Source organism: uncultured Sphingomonas sp. (assembly GCF_964244265.1).
GTDB lineage: Bacteria > Pseudomonadota > Alphaproteobacteria > Sphingomonadales > Sphingomonadaceae > Sphingomonas.
The window spans coordinates 92,813-108,244 of sequence record NZ_CAXTHV010000001.1; the positions used below are offsets into that span (position 1 = coordinate 92,813).

At 70.0% G+C, this 15,432-nt stretch carries 16 protein-coding genes; 9 read left to right on the forward strand and 7 right to left on the reverse strand.

The genetic code is table 11. From position 1 onward, the window contains the following. Positions 1–44 precede the first annotated feature (44 nt). Complete coding sequence (locus ACFE7K_RS00510) at positions 45–971, reverse strand: histone deacetylase (RefSeq protein WP_375396191.1); 927 nt, start codon at positions 969–971, stop codon at positions 45–47. Between the two features lie 39 nt (positions 972–1,010). Here ACFE7K_RS00510 and ACFE7K_RS00515 point away from each other — a divergent pair, with 39 nt between their 5' ends. The 4 genes from ACFE7K_RS00515 (at position 1,011) to ACFE7K_RS00530 (ending at position 4,185) form a co-directional block, all read left to right on the forward strand. Continuing rightward, positions 1,011–1,511, forward strand: a complete 501-nt coding sequence (locus tag ACFE7K_RS00515; RefSeq protein ID WP_375396192.1) for an RNA pyrophosphohydrolase — start codon at positions 1,011–1,013, stop codon at positions 1,509–1,511. Positions 1,512–1,629: 118 nt separating this feature from the next. Continuing rightward, positions 1,630–2,649: an arginine N-succinyltransferase gene (locus tag ACFE7K_RS00520; protein ID WP_375396193.1), complete on the forward strand. Its 1,020-nt coding sequence runs from the start codon at positions 1,630–1,632 to the stop codon at positions 2,647–2,649. Then, the gene (locus ACFE7K_RS00525; RefSeq protein WP_375396194.1) at positions 2,646–3,902 is read left to right on the forward strand and encodes an N-succinylarginine dihydrolase; all 1,257 of its coding nucleotides are present in this window, start codon (positions 2,646–2,648) and stop codon (positions 3,900–3,902) included. The genes ACFE7K_RS00520 and ACFE7K_RS00525 overlap by 4 nt, the downstream gene beginning before the upstream one ends. 64 nt (positions 3,903–3,966) lie before the next feature. After that, a complete protein-coding gene (locus ACFE7K_RS00530) occupies positions 3,967–4,185 on the forward strand; it encodes a hypothetical protein (RefSeq protein ID WP_375396195.1) in 219 nt (72 codons plus the stop codon). Between the two features lie 282 nt (positions 4,186–4,467). Here the strand turns inward: ACFE7K_RS00530 and gatA are convergent, their stop codons facing one another. From gatA to ACFE7K_RS00545, 3 genes are all read right to left on the reverse strand, one after another. Beyond that, positions 4,468–5,964 (reverse strand): Asp-tRNA(Asn)/Glu-tRNA(Gln) amidotransferase subunit GatA, encoded by a 1,497-nt coding sequence (gene gatA, locus ACFE7K_RS00535; protein ID WP_375396280.1) that lies wholly within the window; start codon positions 5,962–5,964, stop codon positions 4,468–4,470. Positions 5,965–5,966: 2 nt separating this feature from the next. After that, positions 5,967–6,254 (reverse strand): Asp-tRNA(Asn)/Glu-tRNA(Gln) amidotransferase subunit GatC, encoded by a 288-nt coding sequence (gatC, locus tag ACFE7K_RS00540; protein ID WP_375396196.1) that lies wholly within the window; start codon positions 6,252–6,254, stop codon positions 5,967–5,969. Positions 6,255–6,317: 63 nt separating this feature from the next. Further along, positions 6,318–7,577 carry a DUF4153 domain-containing protein gene (locus tag ACFE7K_RS00545; RefSeq protein ID WP_375396197.1) on the reverse strand — a complete coding sequence of 420 codons (1,260 nt, stop codon included), beginning with the start codon at positions 7,575–7,577 and terminating at the stop codon, positions 6,318–6,320. 146 nt (positions 7,578–7,723) lie between these two features. Here ACFE7K_RS00545 and ACFE7K_RS00550 point away from each other — a divergent pair, with 146 nt between their 5' ends. Genes ACFE7K_RS00550 through ACFE7K_RS00565 form a run of 4 tightly spaced genes read left to right on the forward strand, consistent with a single transcriptional unit; the run spans position 7,724 to position 11,538 of the window. Beyond that, positions 7,724–8,830 carry a DUF3089 domain-containing protein gene (locus ACFE7K_RS00550; protein ID WP_375396198.1) on the forward strand — a complete coding sequence of 369 codons (1,107 nt, stop codon included), beginning with the start codon at positions 7,724–7,726 and terminating at the stop codon, positions 8,828–8,830. Continuing rightward, entirely contained in the window at positions 8,827–9,288 is a 462-nt protein-coding gene (ruvX, locus tag ACFE7K_RS00555) for a Holliday junction resolvase RuvX (protein WP_375396199.1), read from the forward strand. The genes ACFE7K_RS00550 and ruvX overlap by 4 nt, the downstream gene beginning before the upstream one ends. Before the next feature lie 52 nt (positions 9,289–9,340). Next, positions 9,341–10,330, forward strand: coding sequence for an aspartate carbamoyltransferase catalytic subunit (locus ACFE7K_RS00560; protein ID WP_375396200.1), 990 nt, complete (start codon positions 9,341–9,343; stop codon positions 10,328–10,330). Then, entirely contained in the window at positions 10,327–11,538 is a 1,212-nt protein-coding gene (locus tag ACFE7K_RS00565) for a dihydroorotase family protein (protein WP_375396201.1), read from the forward strand. Before ACFE7K_RS00560 ends, ACFE7K_RS00565 begins: the two co-directional genes overlap by 4 nt. A gap of 24 nt (positions 11,539–11,562) precedes the next feature. Here the strand turns inward: ACFE7K_RS00565 and ACFE7K_RS00570 are convergent, their stop codons facing one another. The 3 genes from ACFE7K_RS00570 to ACFE7K_RS00580 are packed head-to-tail and all read right to left on the reverse strand — an operon-like array spanning position 11,563 to position 14,243. Beyond that, positions 11,563–12,885 carry an SPOR domain-containing protein gene (locus ACFE7K_RS00570; RefSeq protein WP_375396202.1) on the reverse strand — a complete coding sequence of 441 codons (1,323 nt, stop codon included), beginning with the start codon at positions 12,883–12,885 and terminating at the stop codon, positions 11,563–11,565. Between the two features lie 17 nt (positions 12,886–12,902). Continuing rightward, entirely contained in the window at positions 12,903–13,514 is a 612-nt protein-coding gene (locus ACFE7K_RS00575) for a hypothetical protein (protein WP_375396203.1), read from the reverse strand. A gap of 9 nt (positions 13,515–13,523) precedes the next feature. Then, entirely contained in the window at positions 13,524–14,243 is a 720-nt protein-coding gene (locus tag ACFE7K_RS00580) for an AAA family ATPase (protein WP_375396204.1), read from the reverse strand. Between the two features lie 167 nt (positions 14,244–14,410). Here ACFE7K_RS00580 and ACFE7K_RS00585 point away from each other — a divergent pair, with 167 nt between their 5' ends. Then, complete coding sequence (locus ACFE7K_RS00585; RefSeq protein WP_375396205.1) at positions 14,411–15,397, forward strand: SPOR domain-containing protein; 987 nt, start codon at positions 14,411–14,413, stop codon at positions 15,395–15,397. Positions 15,398–15,432: the final 35 nt, after the last annotated feature.

Genomic DNA, 15,432 nt, shown 5'->3' on the forward strand with positions numbered 1-15,432 from the left:
GGTTGCGCGTCCGCGCAAACCGTTCTTTCCCGAGAGCGAGATGGTTAGGAAACGCGAATGCTGTCCGCATGACGACGGGCGAACGCATTGCCAAGCGCCAGGATCGCGTCGACGTGCCGCCGCGCGATCGCCAGAACGTCGTCGCCATAGCCGCCGCCGACCGTGCTCGCGAGCGGGATGCCGCGCGCGATCGCCAGCCGGGCGACCAGCCGTTCCCGCCGCGCCAGCCCGGCCTCGGTCAGCGCCAGCCGCCCGAGCCGATCGCCGGCGAACGGATCGACGCCGGCCTGATACAGGATCAACTGCGGCTGTTCGGCGTCGAGGAACGGGGCCAAGGTCTGCTCGAGCATCGTCAGGTAGGCGTCGTCGTCGACGCCGTCGGCAAGCGGGACGTCCAGCGTCGACCGCGCCTTGCGCGCCGGAAAGTTCCGTTCGGCATGGATCGAATAGGTCGCGATCCCCGCGCGGCCCGCGGTCAGCGACGCGGTGCCGTCGCCCTGGTGCACGTCGCAATCGACGATCGCCAGCCGGTCGACGACGCCTTCGCCCGTCAGCCGCAGCGCCGCGATCGCCAGGTCGTTGAACACGCAATAACCGGCGCCGGTATCGGCCAGCGCATGGTGGCTGCCGCCCGCGCTGTTCGCCGCGAACCCGCGATCGAGCGCCAGCCGCGCGGCGAGATAGGTGCCGCCCGGGACGACCAGCGCGCGGCGCGCGACGGTTTCGTTGACCGGAAAACCGATCCGCCGCTCCTTGGCCGGCGGGACACGCGCCTCGATCACCTCGGTGACGTAATCGGGGTCGTGCGTCCGCTCGATCCAGAAACGCGGCATGGCCGGCGGCTCGAACCACTCGATCGCGTCGCCTTCGGCACGCAGCAGATCGCGGATTGCGCCGTTCTTGTTCCATTGATAGCCCGATCGCGGCTGGCCCGGCGCGACATAGTCGGGATGATGGACGACGGCGATCATCCCGACTAGATAATGCGCCGATCCGCCCAGGAAAGCCGCGTGACCAAGCCCTACGTTCGCTCAGAGCTTCCCTATCGGCCGTGCGCGGGGATCATGCTGGTCAACCGGGATGGCCGCGTCTTTGTCGGCCAGCGGCTGGATGCTACGGTGGAGGCCTGGCAGATGCCGCAAGGGGGGATCGACCCGGGCGAGGATGCCCAGGCCGCCGCGCTGCGCGAACTGGGCGAGGAAACCGGCATCGCCCCCGACCAGGTCGAGCTGATCGCGACCGCGCCGCACGAATTGACCTATGACCTGCCCGACGACCTGATCGGCAAGGTGTGGAAGGGGCGCTATCGCGGCCAGCGCCAGCGCTGGTTCCTCTATCGTTTCACCGGCGACGACAGCGCGATCAACATCGCGACCACACATCCCGAATTCAGCACGTGGCGCTGGATCGATCCGGCCGCGTTGCCAAGCGTCATCGTACCGTTCAAACGGCAGCTGTACCGCGAGGTGCTCGCCGCATTCGCGCCATGGCTCAATGGGGCCGGCGCCTGAGCAAGCGGGGCAAACCGCGCTGCCCAACGGCATGGGCGAGCAGGCGTGGCGTCAAGGCGTCGCGGCATGGCGTGCTCCGCCCGAAGGCCCTCCTCCGCGTCGTCGGGCTGCGCGGCCCATGACCTTCGTCGTCCGCCCCGCCCGCCGCGACGACCTGGACCATCTCTATGAGATGGCGAAGCTGACCGGCGGCGGCTTCACCAACCTGCCTGCCGACCGCGGCGCGCTGGCCACCAAGCTGGAGCGCAGCCAGGCGGCGCTGGATCGCAGCGACGACGCCCTGGACGACGACCTGTTCGTGCTGGTGCTGGAGGAGGTCGCGACGGGCGAGGTGCGTGGCACCTGCCAGATGTTCAGCCAGGTCGGCACGCGCCATCCCTTCTACAGCTATCGCCTCGGCACGCTGACCCAGTTCAGCCAGGAACTCAACCGGACGTTCCGTGCCGAAATGCTGTCGCTGACCACCGACCTGGAAGGATCGAGCGAGGTCGGCGGACTGTTCCTTCACCCCGGCGAGCGCGCCGGCGGGCTGGGCCTGCTGCTCGCGCGGAGCCGGTATCTGTTTATCGCCGCGCATCGCGCGCGGTTTGCCGACCATATCCTGGCCGAATTGCGCGGAATCATCGACGAAGCCGGCGGCTCGCCCTTCTGGGACGGGCTGGCCGGGCGCGTCTTCGGGATGAACTTTCAGGATGCCGACCGCTACAACGCGACCAATGGCCACCAGTTCATCGCCGACCTGTTCCCCCGGCACCCGATCTATGTCGCGATGCTGGGGGAGAGCGCGCGCGCCGCGATCGGGTTGCCCCATCCGTCGGGTCGTGCGGCGATGCGCATGCTGGAAAATGAAGGCTTTGCGTATGAATGCTATGTCGACATCTTTGATGGCGGCCCGACCATGACCGCACGCACCGACGAGGTCGCCAGCATCGGCCGGGCAACAACGGACAGGATCGTCGCGCTCGATACGAGGCCCGACAGCTATCGTGCACTGGCGGCAACCGGCATCCGGCACGATTTCCGCTGCACCTTTGCGCGGCTGGCCCCGGCCGCCGAGGGCGTGGTCATTGACCCGGCGGCGGCAACCGCCCTGAACGTGGTCGCCGGTGACCGGATCAGCCATGTCGGGCGCGAATGACGCTGGTCGAGATCAACTTCGACGGCATTATCGGCCCCAGCCACAATTTCGCCGGTCTCAGCCCCGGCAATCTGGCGGCGACGCGCAATGCGGGGCGTATCGCGCATCCGCGCCGCGCCGCGCTGGAGGGCATCGCCAAGATGCGCGCAACGCTGGCGCTGGGGCTGGTCCAGGGCATCCTGCCGCCGCCGCCGCGCCCAAACCATCGCTGGCTGGCGTCGCTGTCGACCGACTATGCCCGCGCGGCGCCACACCTGCGGGCGCAGGCGCTGTCGGCGTCGGCGATGTGGGCGGCCAATGCCGCGACCGTTTCGCCCGCCCCCGACAGCGGCGACGGGCGCTGCCACCTGACCGTCGCCAACCTGGTGACGATGCCGCATCGCAGCCACGAATGGCCCGACACGCTGGCGATGCTGGAGCTTGCTTTCGCTGACCCCGCCTTTGCGGTCCACGGCCCCGTTCCGCCGCCATTCGGCGACGAGGGCGCGGCCAACCACATGCGGCTGGCGCCGTCGCATGGCGCGCCGGGCATCGAGCTGTTCGTCCATGGCGCGGGCGGCGGCCCCTTCCCCGCCCGCCAGCACCGCGCGGCGAGCGAGGCGGTCGCACACGCGCACGGCCTCGATCCCGCGCGCACGCTGTTCGTCCAGCAGTCGACGGCGGCGATCGCGGCGGGTGCCTTTCACAATGACGTCGTCGCGGTGGCCAACGCGCATGTGCTGTTCGCGCATGAGCAGGCGTTCGAGGATCGCGCCGGGCTTCATGCCGATCTTGCCCGCCTGGCCCCTTGGGCCGAGCTGATCGAAATAGCCGCTGATCGGGTGAGCCTGGACGAGGCGATCGCCTCGTACCTGTTCAACGCGCAATTGGTGACGCTGCCCGACGGCACGATGGCGCTGATCGTCCCGGGCGAGGCGCGCGAGGTGCCGTCCGTTTGCGCCTATCTGGATGCGCTGGTCGCCGGCAATGGACCCATCCGCCGGATCGAAATGGTCGATGTGCGCCAGTCAATGGCCAATGGCGGCGGCCCTGCCTGCCTCCGCTTGCGCGTCGTCGCCGATCCGGCGACGGTCGACCCGCGCTTCCTGGTCGATGCGGCCCGGCTTGACGAAATAGCCGCAGTCATCGAGGCGCATTGGCCAGAGGCAATTGCGATCACGCGGATCGGCGACCCGGCACTCGTCGCGCGGATCGAGGAGGCGCGCCGGAAACTGCTAGAGACGCTGGGAATCGTCGAATTAATTTACAGGTAACCATGACCATCGAATAGAAACTGCGCATTTCCGCCAGTGGCACAGCTTTTGCAGAAAAACGGACATGTGGACCAGACTGACCCGCCTGTTCGTCATCAAGACCAAGTTCGAGGCGTTCGTGATCATCTATGGCCTCGGCACGGGCGCGGTCGAGCGCGGCGTCCACTACCTCCACCAATATCCCGGCGCCGGTGGCTGGATATTGTTCGCGGCGACCCCGCTGGCGGTGTTCATGGCCGGCGCGCGGATCCTCGATTCGCTTGAGCGCGGCGCGGCAGATTGAGTTGACCGGTCCGGCTGAGCGTGCCGCCGGTCTTTTCCGCCAGGTCCGGTCGGTCGCATCAAACCGACAGGCACGCCGGCAAAGTCCACGAAAGTTCACGGGGTCCAGCGAGTGCGTGGTCGGTCCTGCTCATCAACAGCCGGAAGACTGCGCACGCCGACGATATCGAAGAGCGCGGCAGGAATTTCACGGAAAACCCTACATTGCAAGGGTAAAGTCTCTACAATCCATCCCTTATTGTGATAACAGGCAATAGGACCCAAGTCGTCATGCCCGCATGGTTTACCACCATGCCTGTGGTCGGGCCGTGAACCCTGCGCGTTCCTCGATCGCCAGGCACGCGTCCAGCACGCCTTGTTCATCGAGCGCCCTGCCGATGACCTGTAGCCCGAGCGGCAGGCCCGCCGCGTCGAGGCCGCCGGGTACTGACATTGCCGGCAGGCCGGCCAGGCTGGACGGCACGGTGAAGACGTCGTTGAGGTACATCGCGATCGGATCGGCCGACTTCTCGCCTAGCGCAAACGCGGCGGATGGCGCGGTCGGAGTCAGGAGCAGATCGCACGATTTCCACGCCTCGTCGAAATCGCGCGCGATCAGCGCACGGACCTTAGAAGCTTGTGTGAAGTATGCGTCGTAAAACCCGGCTGACAGGACATAAGTACCAATCAGGATGCGGCGCTTGACCTCAGGCCCGAAGCCGGCGGCGCGGGTCGCGGCGTACATGTCCTGGAGGTTCGCGCCTTCGGGCGGGTCGCGCAGGCCGTAGCGCACGCCGTCATAGCGCGCGAGGTTGGACGACGCCTCGGCCGGCGCGATGATGTAATAAGCGGGCAGCGCGTATTTCGTATGGGGCAGCGAGACCTCGACGATCTCGGCGCCGGCATCCTTCAGCCAGTCGATCCCCCGCTGCCACAGCGCGTCGATCTCGGCGGGCATGTCGTCGACGCGATATTCCCTGGGGATACCGATGCGCCTGCCCTTCAGGCCGGCGTTCAGGCCCGCCTCCCAGCGCGGCACGTCGAGCTGGAGCGAGGTCGCATCCCTGGCGTCGAACCCGGCCATCGCCTCCAGCATGATCGCGCAGTCGCGGACGTCGCGCGCCATCGGCCCGGCCTGGTCGAGGCTGGAGGCGAACGCCACCACGCCCCAGCGCGAGCAGCGGCCATAGGTCGGCTTGATCCCGCTGATGCCGGTAAAGGCGGCGGGCTGGCGGATCGATCCCCCGGTATCGGTGCCGGTCGCCGCCGGGCAGAGTCTTGCGGCAATCGCCGCCGAACTGCCGCCCGACGAGCCGCCGGGGGCAAGCGGCGCCCAATTGCTTCCCGGCCCGCCGTCGCTGCGCTTCCACGGCGAGATGACGTTGCCGAACGCCGAGGTCTCGTTGGACGAGCCCATAGCGAACTGGTCCATGTTGAGCTTGCCCAGCATCCCCGCGCCGGCGTCCCACAATTTCTGGCTGACGGTCGATTCGTACTGGGGGACGAACCCTTCGAGGATATGGCTGCCCGCGGTCGAGACGACGCCCCTGGTGCAGAACAGGTCCTTCATCCCGATCGGCACGCCGGCCAGCGGCCTGGGTTCCTCGCCCGCCGCGCGCGCATCGTCGGCCGCCCTGGCAGCGGCCAGCGCATGGTCGGGGGTCTCGACCAGGAAAGCGTTGAGCACCCTGGCCCCGGCGACCTGCGCATTGAACGCGGTCGCGATCTCGGTCGCCGAGAAACTGCCGTCGCGCACGCCATCGCGGATGGCGCGGACGCCCAGGTCGGTGAGATCGGTCATGCTCATTCGATCACCTTGGGCACGGTGAAAAAGCCGTGTTCGGCCTGGGGCGCGTTGGCGAGCACGGCGTCGCGCACGCCGCCGTCGGTGACGATGTCGTCGCGCAACCGCAGGTGATTGGGAATGACCGCGGTCATCGGCGCGACGCCGGCAGTGTCGACCTCGCCCAATTGCTCGATCCAGCCGAGGATGTTGTCGAGTTCGGGCGCGATCCGCGCGACCTCCTCGTCGGTGATGGCGATGCGGGCGAGGCTCGCGATCTTCTTCACGGTGGCGGCGTCTACGGGCATGGGCGGCGGCTAGCATCGCGCAGGCGGCGCGCGCAACCTGTTAGAGTCCGTTTAGCGCCTACCTTATGACTGGTCGCCGGGACCTTCGAGATCGAAGCGGCTGGAGGCCGCCGCCGCCTTCCTGGCCGCGACGGCGATCGCCGGGTCGGCGGACCCGGTCAGCCGCTTGACCGCCGCCTGTCCGGCATCGCCGTAATCGAACGCCAGCGCCGCCCAGTCGAACCGGTCGGGAGTCACCCTGCCCGCCTCCAGCCGCGCGGCCTGCGCGTGCGCCGAGATCGCGTCGAAGCTGACGATCGGCGTCGCCAGCAACAGCGCGACGATCGCGATACCCACCGCCAGCGTGATGTTGGCGGCGCGAACCCGGCGCGGCCAGTCGCGGCGTCCGCGCACGATCGCGACCAGACCGGCCAGGCCATGAGCGGCGGCTAAAGCGACGAAGACCAGCGCCCAGAGCCGCGTCGGACTGATGCCATATTGATCGATGCGCATGCCGGTCGCCGCCCCCGCGACCACCGCCAGCGGCAGTACCGCCAGCGCCAGCACCAGCGTCGCCCCGCGCAGGACGGGGGACATCGATCGGTCGGCATCGCCGGCACCGATCGCCGCATTGGCCACGACGAGGGCGAGGATCGCGCCGCCCAGGAAGGTCGCGGTGGGCGATTCGGTCCACCACCACAAGCCGAGCGCAGCGGCGAACGGCAAGGCCAGCAGAAACAGCACCAATAGGGGGGCGAAGACGGACAGCAGCACCGCCGCGATCCGGCGTGCCAGGTCGAGCATCGCGTCACGTCCGCGCAGCAGCCCGAGCACCAGCCCGAAACCGCCCCCGATCAAGACGGCCCAGAACCATCCCTGCTCCAGCAGGTGCGCGACGGCCGCCAGCCGCCGCCCGAGCGACAGGACGAGTCGCAGCACCATGGCGACGACCACGCCGCCGGCGACGCATTCGATGACGTCGTTCCAGCTGGCGCGGTGAAGCGCGGCATAGCCGCCGCCCTCCGCCCGCGCCTGGAGCAGCGGCACGACGATCAGGAACGCGACGAGCAGCATTGCCGCGCGGCCATTGCCCCACAATGCCCAGCCGGGCTGGCCCTGCCAGAAGAGGATCAGGCCGATCATGGCGCCGATGCCGATCGCCACCGCCAGCGACCGGGCGGGCCGCCGCCGGTCGACGACCAGCCCGAACGTCAGCCCCGCCGCGGCCAGCCCGGTCGCCAGCGACCCGCGCCAGACGTCGAGGTCGCCGAAGCTGCCATAGATCGACTCGCCGGGCTGGAGCAGTTGCTGCACCGCGACGGCGACGATCGCGCCGCCCGTCATGAGGAGGACCGGCAACGCCCGCCACGGCGCGCGGGGCGGAATCCGGTCTTGGCTGCGGTCCATCAATGCCCCCGAACGATACCACGCAACTCAATCGCGCCGCGCCCGCGATTGCAAGCGCCGTCCGGGTCGGGCACGGGCGCGGCATGGCGCGCAAATTCCTTTATCTGGTGACGGTCCTCATCCTGCTGTGCATTGCCGGCGCCTTTGCCTATCGTTTCTGGAGCGCGCAGTTGATGCGCGCCGCGATGATCCCCGGCGTCGCGTTCGAGGCGGAGGCGCCGAGCCGTGCCGATGCCTATGCCAGGCCGGAAATGTGGATCGCGCGGCCCGATATCGCGGGCAATCCGGCGTTGTGGACACCACCGGGGTTCAAGCCCGGCGCCACGCCGCCGGCCGCGGTGTTCTTCATCCACCCGACCTCGTTCCTCGAACGATCGCGGTGGAATGCGCCGCTCGACAACAAGGAGGCCAATGATCGCGCCGCCTTGTTCATGCGCGGCCAGGCGAGCGCGTTCAACGAGGTCGGCGCGATCTGGGCGCCGCGATATCGCCAGGCGACGTTCGGCGCGTTCCTGACGACCCGGGCCGATGCCGAAAAGGCGCTGGCGCTGGCCTATGGCGACGTGTCGGCGGCGTTCGACGCGTTCCTCAGGCAGGTCGGGCCCGACCGGCCGATCATCCTGGCCGGGCACAGCCAGGGCGCGCTCCACCTGACGCGCCTGTTGCGCGAGCGGATCGCGGGCAAGCCGATCGCCAAACGGATCGTCGCCGCCTATGTCATCGGCTGGCCGGTGTCGCGTACCGCCGACCTGCCGGTACTGGGGTTGCCCGAATGCACCGCCGCCGACCAGGCGCGCTGCATCCTGTCGTGGGAAAGCTTCGCCGAGCCGGCCGATCCCTCGCTGCTGTTCGACAAGTTCGACGCGACCGCCGGCTTTACCGGCGCGGCGCGGCGCGGCACCGCCCTGGTCTGCACCAACCCGGTCAGCGGCACCGCCGACGGTGCGACGCCCGGGGCGGCCAATCTGGGCACGCTAGTTCCCTCGGCGGATATGAGCATGGCGACGATCGTCGCGGGCAAGGTGCCGGCGCGCTGTGTCGGCCGCGGGCTGCTGTCGATCGGCGCGCCGGTCGAACTGGGCGGGTATGTGCTGCCGGGCAACAATTATCATGTGTTCGACTACGCGCTGTTCTGGGCCGATGTCCGCGCGGATGCCGCGCGGCGGCTGAAGGCGTTTTCGGCGCGGTGATCACGGTCGCGCCGGGCGATTTGCGTTCCGCGCTGCCGCAGGGCGGTCGGCTGCTCGGCCTCGACGTCGGCACCAGGACGATCGGGACGGCGCTGTGCGACGCGGGGTGGAGCTTCGCCTCGCCCGCCCTTCTCGTCCGGCGCACGAAGTTCACCGCCGACAAGGCCGCGCTGGTGGCACTGGCGGCGGCGCAGTCGGCGCGGGGGATGGTCATCGGGCTGCCGCTCAACCTCGACGGCAGCGATTCGCCCCGCACGCAATCGGTTCGCGCCTTTGCCCGCAACCTCGACGATCTGGGCCTTCCGATCCTGTTGTGGGACGAACGCTGGTCCACCCAGGCCGTCGAGCGCCAGATGATCGCCGAGGATGTCAGCCGCGCCAAGCGCGCCGAGCGGGTCGACAAGCTGGCGGCGAGCTATATCCTCCAGGGCGCGATCGACGCGCTGGCGCGGGGGTGATTCCGGGGAGCGGCTTGCCACCCTGCCCCACCCCCGCTACCCAGCCGGTTTGATGCTGCCCTCCGACCATCGACCCGCCACCCTGATCCCGGGCGGCGCGGTGTTCCCGCATCGACACCTGACCGGCATTGCCGGGCTCGCCCCGCACGAGATCACTTTCCTGATCGACGAGGCCGAGCAGTGGATCGACGCCAATCGAGCGCGCGCCAAGAGCGACAAGCGGCTGGAAGGCCTGACGCTGATCAACGCATTCTTCGAAAATTCGACGCGTACCCTGCTGTCGTTCGAGATCGCCGGCAAGCGGCTGGGCGCCGATGTCGTCAACATGGGCGTCAACCAGTCGAGCGTGAAGAAGGGCGAGACCCTGATCGACACCGCGGTCACGCTGAACGCGATGCGCGCCGACGTGATCGTCATCCGCCACGGCAGTTCGGGCGCGGTCCAGCTGATCGCCGACAAGGTCGATTGCCCGGTGCTCAACGCCGGCGACGGCAGCCACGAGCATCCGACCCAGGCGTTGCTCGACGCGCTGACCATCCGCCGGCGGCGCGGATCGGTGGCGGGGCAGCGCGTGGTGATCTGTGGCGACATCCTGCACAGCCGGGTCGCCCGGTCGAACCTGCTGGCGCTGACCGCGCTGGCCGCCGACGTGCGCATGGTCGCGCCGTCGACGCTGATGCCCGCCGGGGTCGAGCGGTTCGGCGCGACCGCGTTCACCGATTTCGACGCCGCGCTGGACGGCGCCGACGTCGTCATGATGCTGCGCCTCCAGAGCGAGCGGATGAACGGCGCCTTCATCCCGTCGACCCGCGAATACCATCTGCGCTATGGCCTGACGCCCGAACGGCTGGCGCGTGCCCGGCCCGATGCGCTGGTGATGCATCCGGGGCCGATGAACCGGGGGGTCGAGATCGTCTCCAGCGTCGCCGACGACCCCGCGCGGTCGGCGATCACCGAACAGGTCGAGACCGGCATCGCGGTGCGCATGGCGTGCCTCGACGTGCTGACCCGGCGCGCGCGCGGCGTGGACGGCTGGGCATGAGCCTGGCGCTCGTCAACGCGCGGATCGTCGGCAGCACCGCCGACACGCTGCTGGTCGAGGGCGACAGGATCGCACGGATCGGCGGCGCGATCGATCCGGCGAGCGCGATCGATTGCCGCGGCCTGGTGCTGATGCCGGCGATCATCGATGTCGGCGTGTTCGCGGTCGACAAGGCGGCGTGCCGCGCGGGCGGGATCGTGCGCGTCGGGCTGATGCCCGACCAGTCGCCGGTGCTCGACGATCCCGGCCTGCTCCAGCGCGCCGCGGACATGGGCAAGCCCGGCATCTGGGTGCATCCGATCGCCGCGGCCACGCGCGGGCTGCTCGGCGTCGACCTGGCCGAAATGGCGGTCGCCCGCGATGCCGGGGCGCGCGCGGTGGCGACCGGGCGGCGCTGGATCGGCGATGCCGGGGTGATGCGCAAGGTGCTGGCCTATGCCCGCGATTGCGGCCTGACGGTGATCGCCCATGCCGAGGATGGCGGGCTGGCCAACGGCGCCGTCGCCACCGCGGGCGAGACCGCGACGCGGCTCGGCCTGCCCGCGGCGCCCGCCGTCGCCGAGGCGCTGGCGATCGCGCGCGACCTGCTGCTCGCCGAGGAGACCGGCGCGCGGCTCCATTTCCGCCAGGTGACGACGGCCGCGGGGTTCGACCTGATCCGCCGCGCCAAGGCGCGCGGCCTGGCGGTGACGTGCGGGATCACCCCGGCGCACCTCCTCCTGTCCGACATTGCGGTGACCGATTTCCGCACCTTTGCGCATCTGTCGCCGCCGTTGCGCTGCGAGGAGGATCGCCGCGCGGCGCTGGCGGCGCTGGCCGACGGCACGATCGACCTGTTGGGTTCGGGGCACGATCCGCGCGGGCCCGAGGAAAAGCGCCTGCCGTTCGCCGATTCGGCACCGGGCGCGACGGGGGCGGAGACGCTGCTGGCGCTGGCCTTGGGGCTGGTCCGCGACGAGACGATCGACCTGGAGCGGATGGTCGGCCTGCTCGCGACCAATCCGGCGCGGCTGCTGGGGCTGGAGGCCGGCATGCTGGCGCCGGGGCGGCCAGCCGACCTGATCCTGGTCGATGAGGGCCGGCCCTGGATCGTCACCGCCGAGGCGGCCCTGGCCAAGGCGGGGAACACGCCGTTCGACGGCATGCCCGTCCAGGGCAAGGCGATCCGCGTGTTCAAGGGCGGGGTGGAGCTTGGCGCGACCGCGTGATGTACGCGAACGACGCCGCGCCGGTCAGCGCTTCCAGCCGGTCGCCCAGCCGGTCGCCTTGTCGCCGGCGCCCGTGCGGACGAAGCAGGCGCCGCCGGTGGCGCGATAGCTCCGGCACATCCGGTCGGCACTCGCGCGATCGAACCCGCCGACCGACAGCCGATAGAAACTGCGCGACTTGACCCTCGCCGTCACCCCCAGCGGGACCTGGCCGACAAGGCCGGCATGGCCGCGCACCGCGCGCGTCCAGGCGTCGCGCGCGACGGCGGCATTGTCATAGGCGCCAAGCTGGACATAGAACTCGCCCTTTCCGACCGACGGCGCAGGCGCGCCGGCAATGGGAGCGGCGATCTTCCGGGCAGTCGTGACCATTTTCAGCGCGCGTGTTTCGGGAACTGGCGTTCCGGGAACCAGCCGGGTCGGCAGCGGCTGGATCACTTCGGCGCGGGGACCGAACGTCACGCCGGCGATCGCCGTGGGCGCGGACATCGCGCCGGGGTCGGCGACTGCCGCGGGGACCGCGACGCCGGCATCGGTCGCGGCGTCCGACAGCACCTTGGCGGTGGGGGCCGCGGGCATATAGCGGTCGATCGCCGCCGGGCTGGACGCCAGCGGGGCGGCGGCGTCGAGGGCCAGCGCGACCGGCTGGCCGGGGTCGGCGGCCGGGGTCACACCCAGCAGCGCGGCGACCTGGTCGGCCTTGCCCGTCGGCCGGGCAAAGGTCGCCCATTGCATGATCCGCTGGTCGACATCGGCGGGCGCGAGGTCCATCGCGGCAACCACCTTGGCGTCCTGCCAGCGGCCGGCCAAGGCCAAGGCGAGCGCCAGGTTCTGGCGAACCTTGGGCGTGGCACCGGCCGAGCGGGCGATCGGCAGCAGCAGCTCGACGCCAGCCGCCGGGTCGCCGGCCAGCGCCAGCGCCAGCCCGCGATCGGCGACCGGGATCGATCCCGAATTGGCATCCAGCGTGGCACGCGCGCCCGACCAGTCGCCATCGGCGACCTGGGCCAGCGCCAGGTTGAGCGCGGTCTTGCCCTCGCCGGGTTCGAGCGACAGCGAATCGGCAAAGGCGGTACGCGCCGACCCGAACCGTCCGGCGAGCAGATAGGCCTGGCCGAGCAGGGCGCGATAGGATGCGGATTGCGGCTGGAGCGCGACCGCGGCCTCGGCATAGCGGACGGCGTTCTCGACCTTGCGCCCGGCAATCGCCCTGGTCGCCTTGACCGAGTCGACCTGCGCCTCGCGTGCCATCTGCGCCGCGGTGCGCGCGCCGGCAAACGCCGCGCCGCCGCATGCCGCGCACATGGCCAGCGCCGACATGCCGGCCGCGATCGTGCGCTTCGTCATCCTGACCCCCATCACCATCACTCCTTGGCCCGGCCGGGAAGCTGACGCGCCAGTTCCTCGACTTGCGGCAGCTTCTGCAGAAAGGCGTCAAGCGCCTCGACCACCAGTTGCTGCGACGACCGACCGCACACCGCATTGGCCAGCCGCAGCCGTAGATGTCGTTCGGCATCCAGCCGCAGCGTGAACGCCGCCCTGCCCTTGTGCCGGGTGTCGCGTGCGATGCGGCGAGCCGAAGCGGGGGAGATCGTATGCGTCGCGACGGGCGGCGCGATCGCCGCAATCGCCGAACCGGAATCATCGGCCGACAAAGGCTCGGTAACGGGCGCCGGATCGGCCGGGACCGGATCGGGTTCGAATTCTTCCTTCAGCTGGGCACGTTGCGCGAGCACGGGGGGAACGCCGGGCGGCGGCGGGGCAATGACCGGCTCGCCCTGTACCACCGGCCCCTGTACCAGCGGCGTAGGCTCGGCGGGTTCGCCCATGTCGTTCCAGCCGAGATCGTCCAGCGACCCGCCAAGATTGCTGTAGCCGCCGGTGAACGCCTGGGGCCGCATCGCCGGACGCGCCTGGCCCTTGCGCGCCAGCAGGCCCGAGGACAGCGAGGAGAAAGACTTTGAATCGCTGGACATTGCTGCGCCTCAGCTCACCACGCGCCGGCCGAAGCCGCCGCTCGCCGGACGCTGTGCGCCGATGCTGCTGCCGACCGCAGTCGGCGCGGCAAAGACGGTCCGGCGGAAATTCTTTTCCAGCCGGTCGGCGATATAGCTCCACAGGTCCTGCACCTCGCCCGCCGACCGCCCCTTGGGATCGACCTCCATCACGGTGCGGCCGTCGATCATCGACGCGGCGAAATCGGTGCGATGGTGGACGGTGATCGGCGCGACCGTCCCGTGCTGGGACAAAGCGACCGCTGCCTCGCTGGTGATCTTGGCCTTGGGCGTGGCGCCGTTGACGACGAAGATCAGCGGCTTGCCGGCGCGATCGCACAAATCGACGGTGGCGCCGACCGCGCGCAGGTCATGCGGGCTGGGCCGGGTCGGGATGACGATCAGCTCGGCGACCTGGATGACGCTCTGGATGGCCATGGTAATCGCCGGGGGCGTGTCGATCACCGCCAGCTTGAAGCCCTGTTGCCGCAGGACCTCAAGGTCGGCGGAAAGGCGGGCGACGGTGGTCTGGGCGAATGCCGGATATTCGTCGGTCCGTTCGTTCCACCAGTCGGACAGCGACCCCTGGGGGTCGATATCGATCAGCACGACCGGTCCGGCACCGGCGCGCTGGGCCTGCACCGCCAGGTGCCCCGACAGCGTCGTCTTCCCCGAACCGCCCTTCTGCGATGCCATCGCCAGAACGCGCATTGACCCCGTCACTCCCCGCTATCCTGGCGGTGGATTGACATGCCTGTCCTAAAGAAGCGGTTAACGCGGCGGCCGGTCGGGCCGGGACCGTCATGGCTAATGATTTCTTTGCCAATCGGCCGCTACGGCGCGATAAGCCGACAGGCATAGCTGCGTGGAACATCATCATGCGAAGGATCTGCGGCGCGCTCGCGCTCTTGCTGGCGACCATCGCCATTCCGCCCGCGGGCGCGGACACCAAGGCCGGCGTCGACGCCTGGAGCCGGGGCGACTATCGCCGGGCGGTCGACGAATGGCGGGCCGCGGCGATCGCCGGCGATGCCGATGCGCAATTCAACCTGGGCCAGGCATACAAGCTGGGACGCGGCGTGCCGACCGACCTGCCGATGGCGGAAAGCTGGTATCGCAAGGCGGCGCTCCAGGGTCATGCCCTGGCCGAGGACAATTACGGGTTGGCGCTGTTCCAGGACGGCAGGCGCGACGAGGCGCTGCCATGGTTGGAAAAGTCGGTCGCCCGTGGCGAGCCGCGCGCGCAACTGGTGCTGGGCACGATGCTGTTCAACGGCGACGGCGTGCGGCGCGACTGGGTGCGGGCCTATGCGCTGATGGTGCGATCGTCGGCCGCCGGATTGCCGCAGGGATCGCAGACGCTGGCCGACATGGACCGCTACATCCCCGACGACCAGCGCCGCCAGGGGATCGCGCTGGCGCGCACGCTGGAGCAGCAACAGGGGCAGGCGCAATATACGCCCGATAGCGCCGCCCGGACCCCACCGCCCACCGTCACGCCGGGCCCCTCCGACACGGTCGCCCGCTCCTCGCGGCAGCCGGCGGCCCGCCCCTTACCGGAGCCTGCGCCCACGGCCAAGCCGACGCCCAAGCCGACGGTGGCCGCCATCACCCCCGCGGCGCCGGCCGCCGCTGGCCGCTGGCGCATCCAGCTCGGCGCATTTCGCGACGAGGGCAACGCCAGGGCGCTGTGGCAGCGGCTGCGCGCGCAGGTCGACGGGCTGAGCGGCCTGCAGCCTTATCTCCGCAAGGTAGGCGCGATCACCAAGCTGCAGGCCGGCCCGATCGCTTCGGCGGCCGACGCGTCGCAGCTGTGCGCCACAGTCAGGCGGGCCGGATCGGAATGCGTCCCCGTCGCGCCGTAAAGTCCGTCCTGTTCAGGCGGCACCGGCTCGCCCCC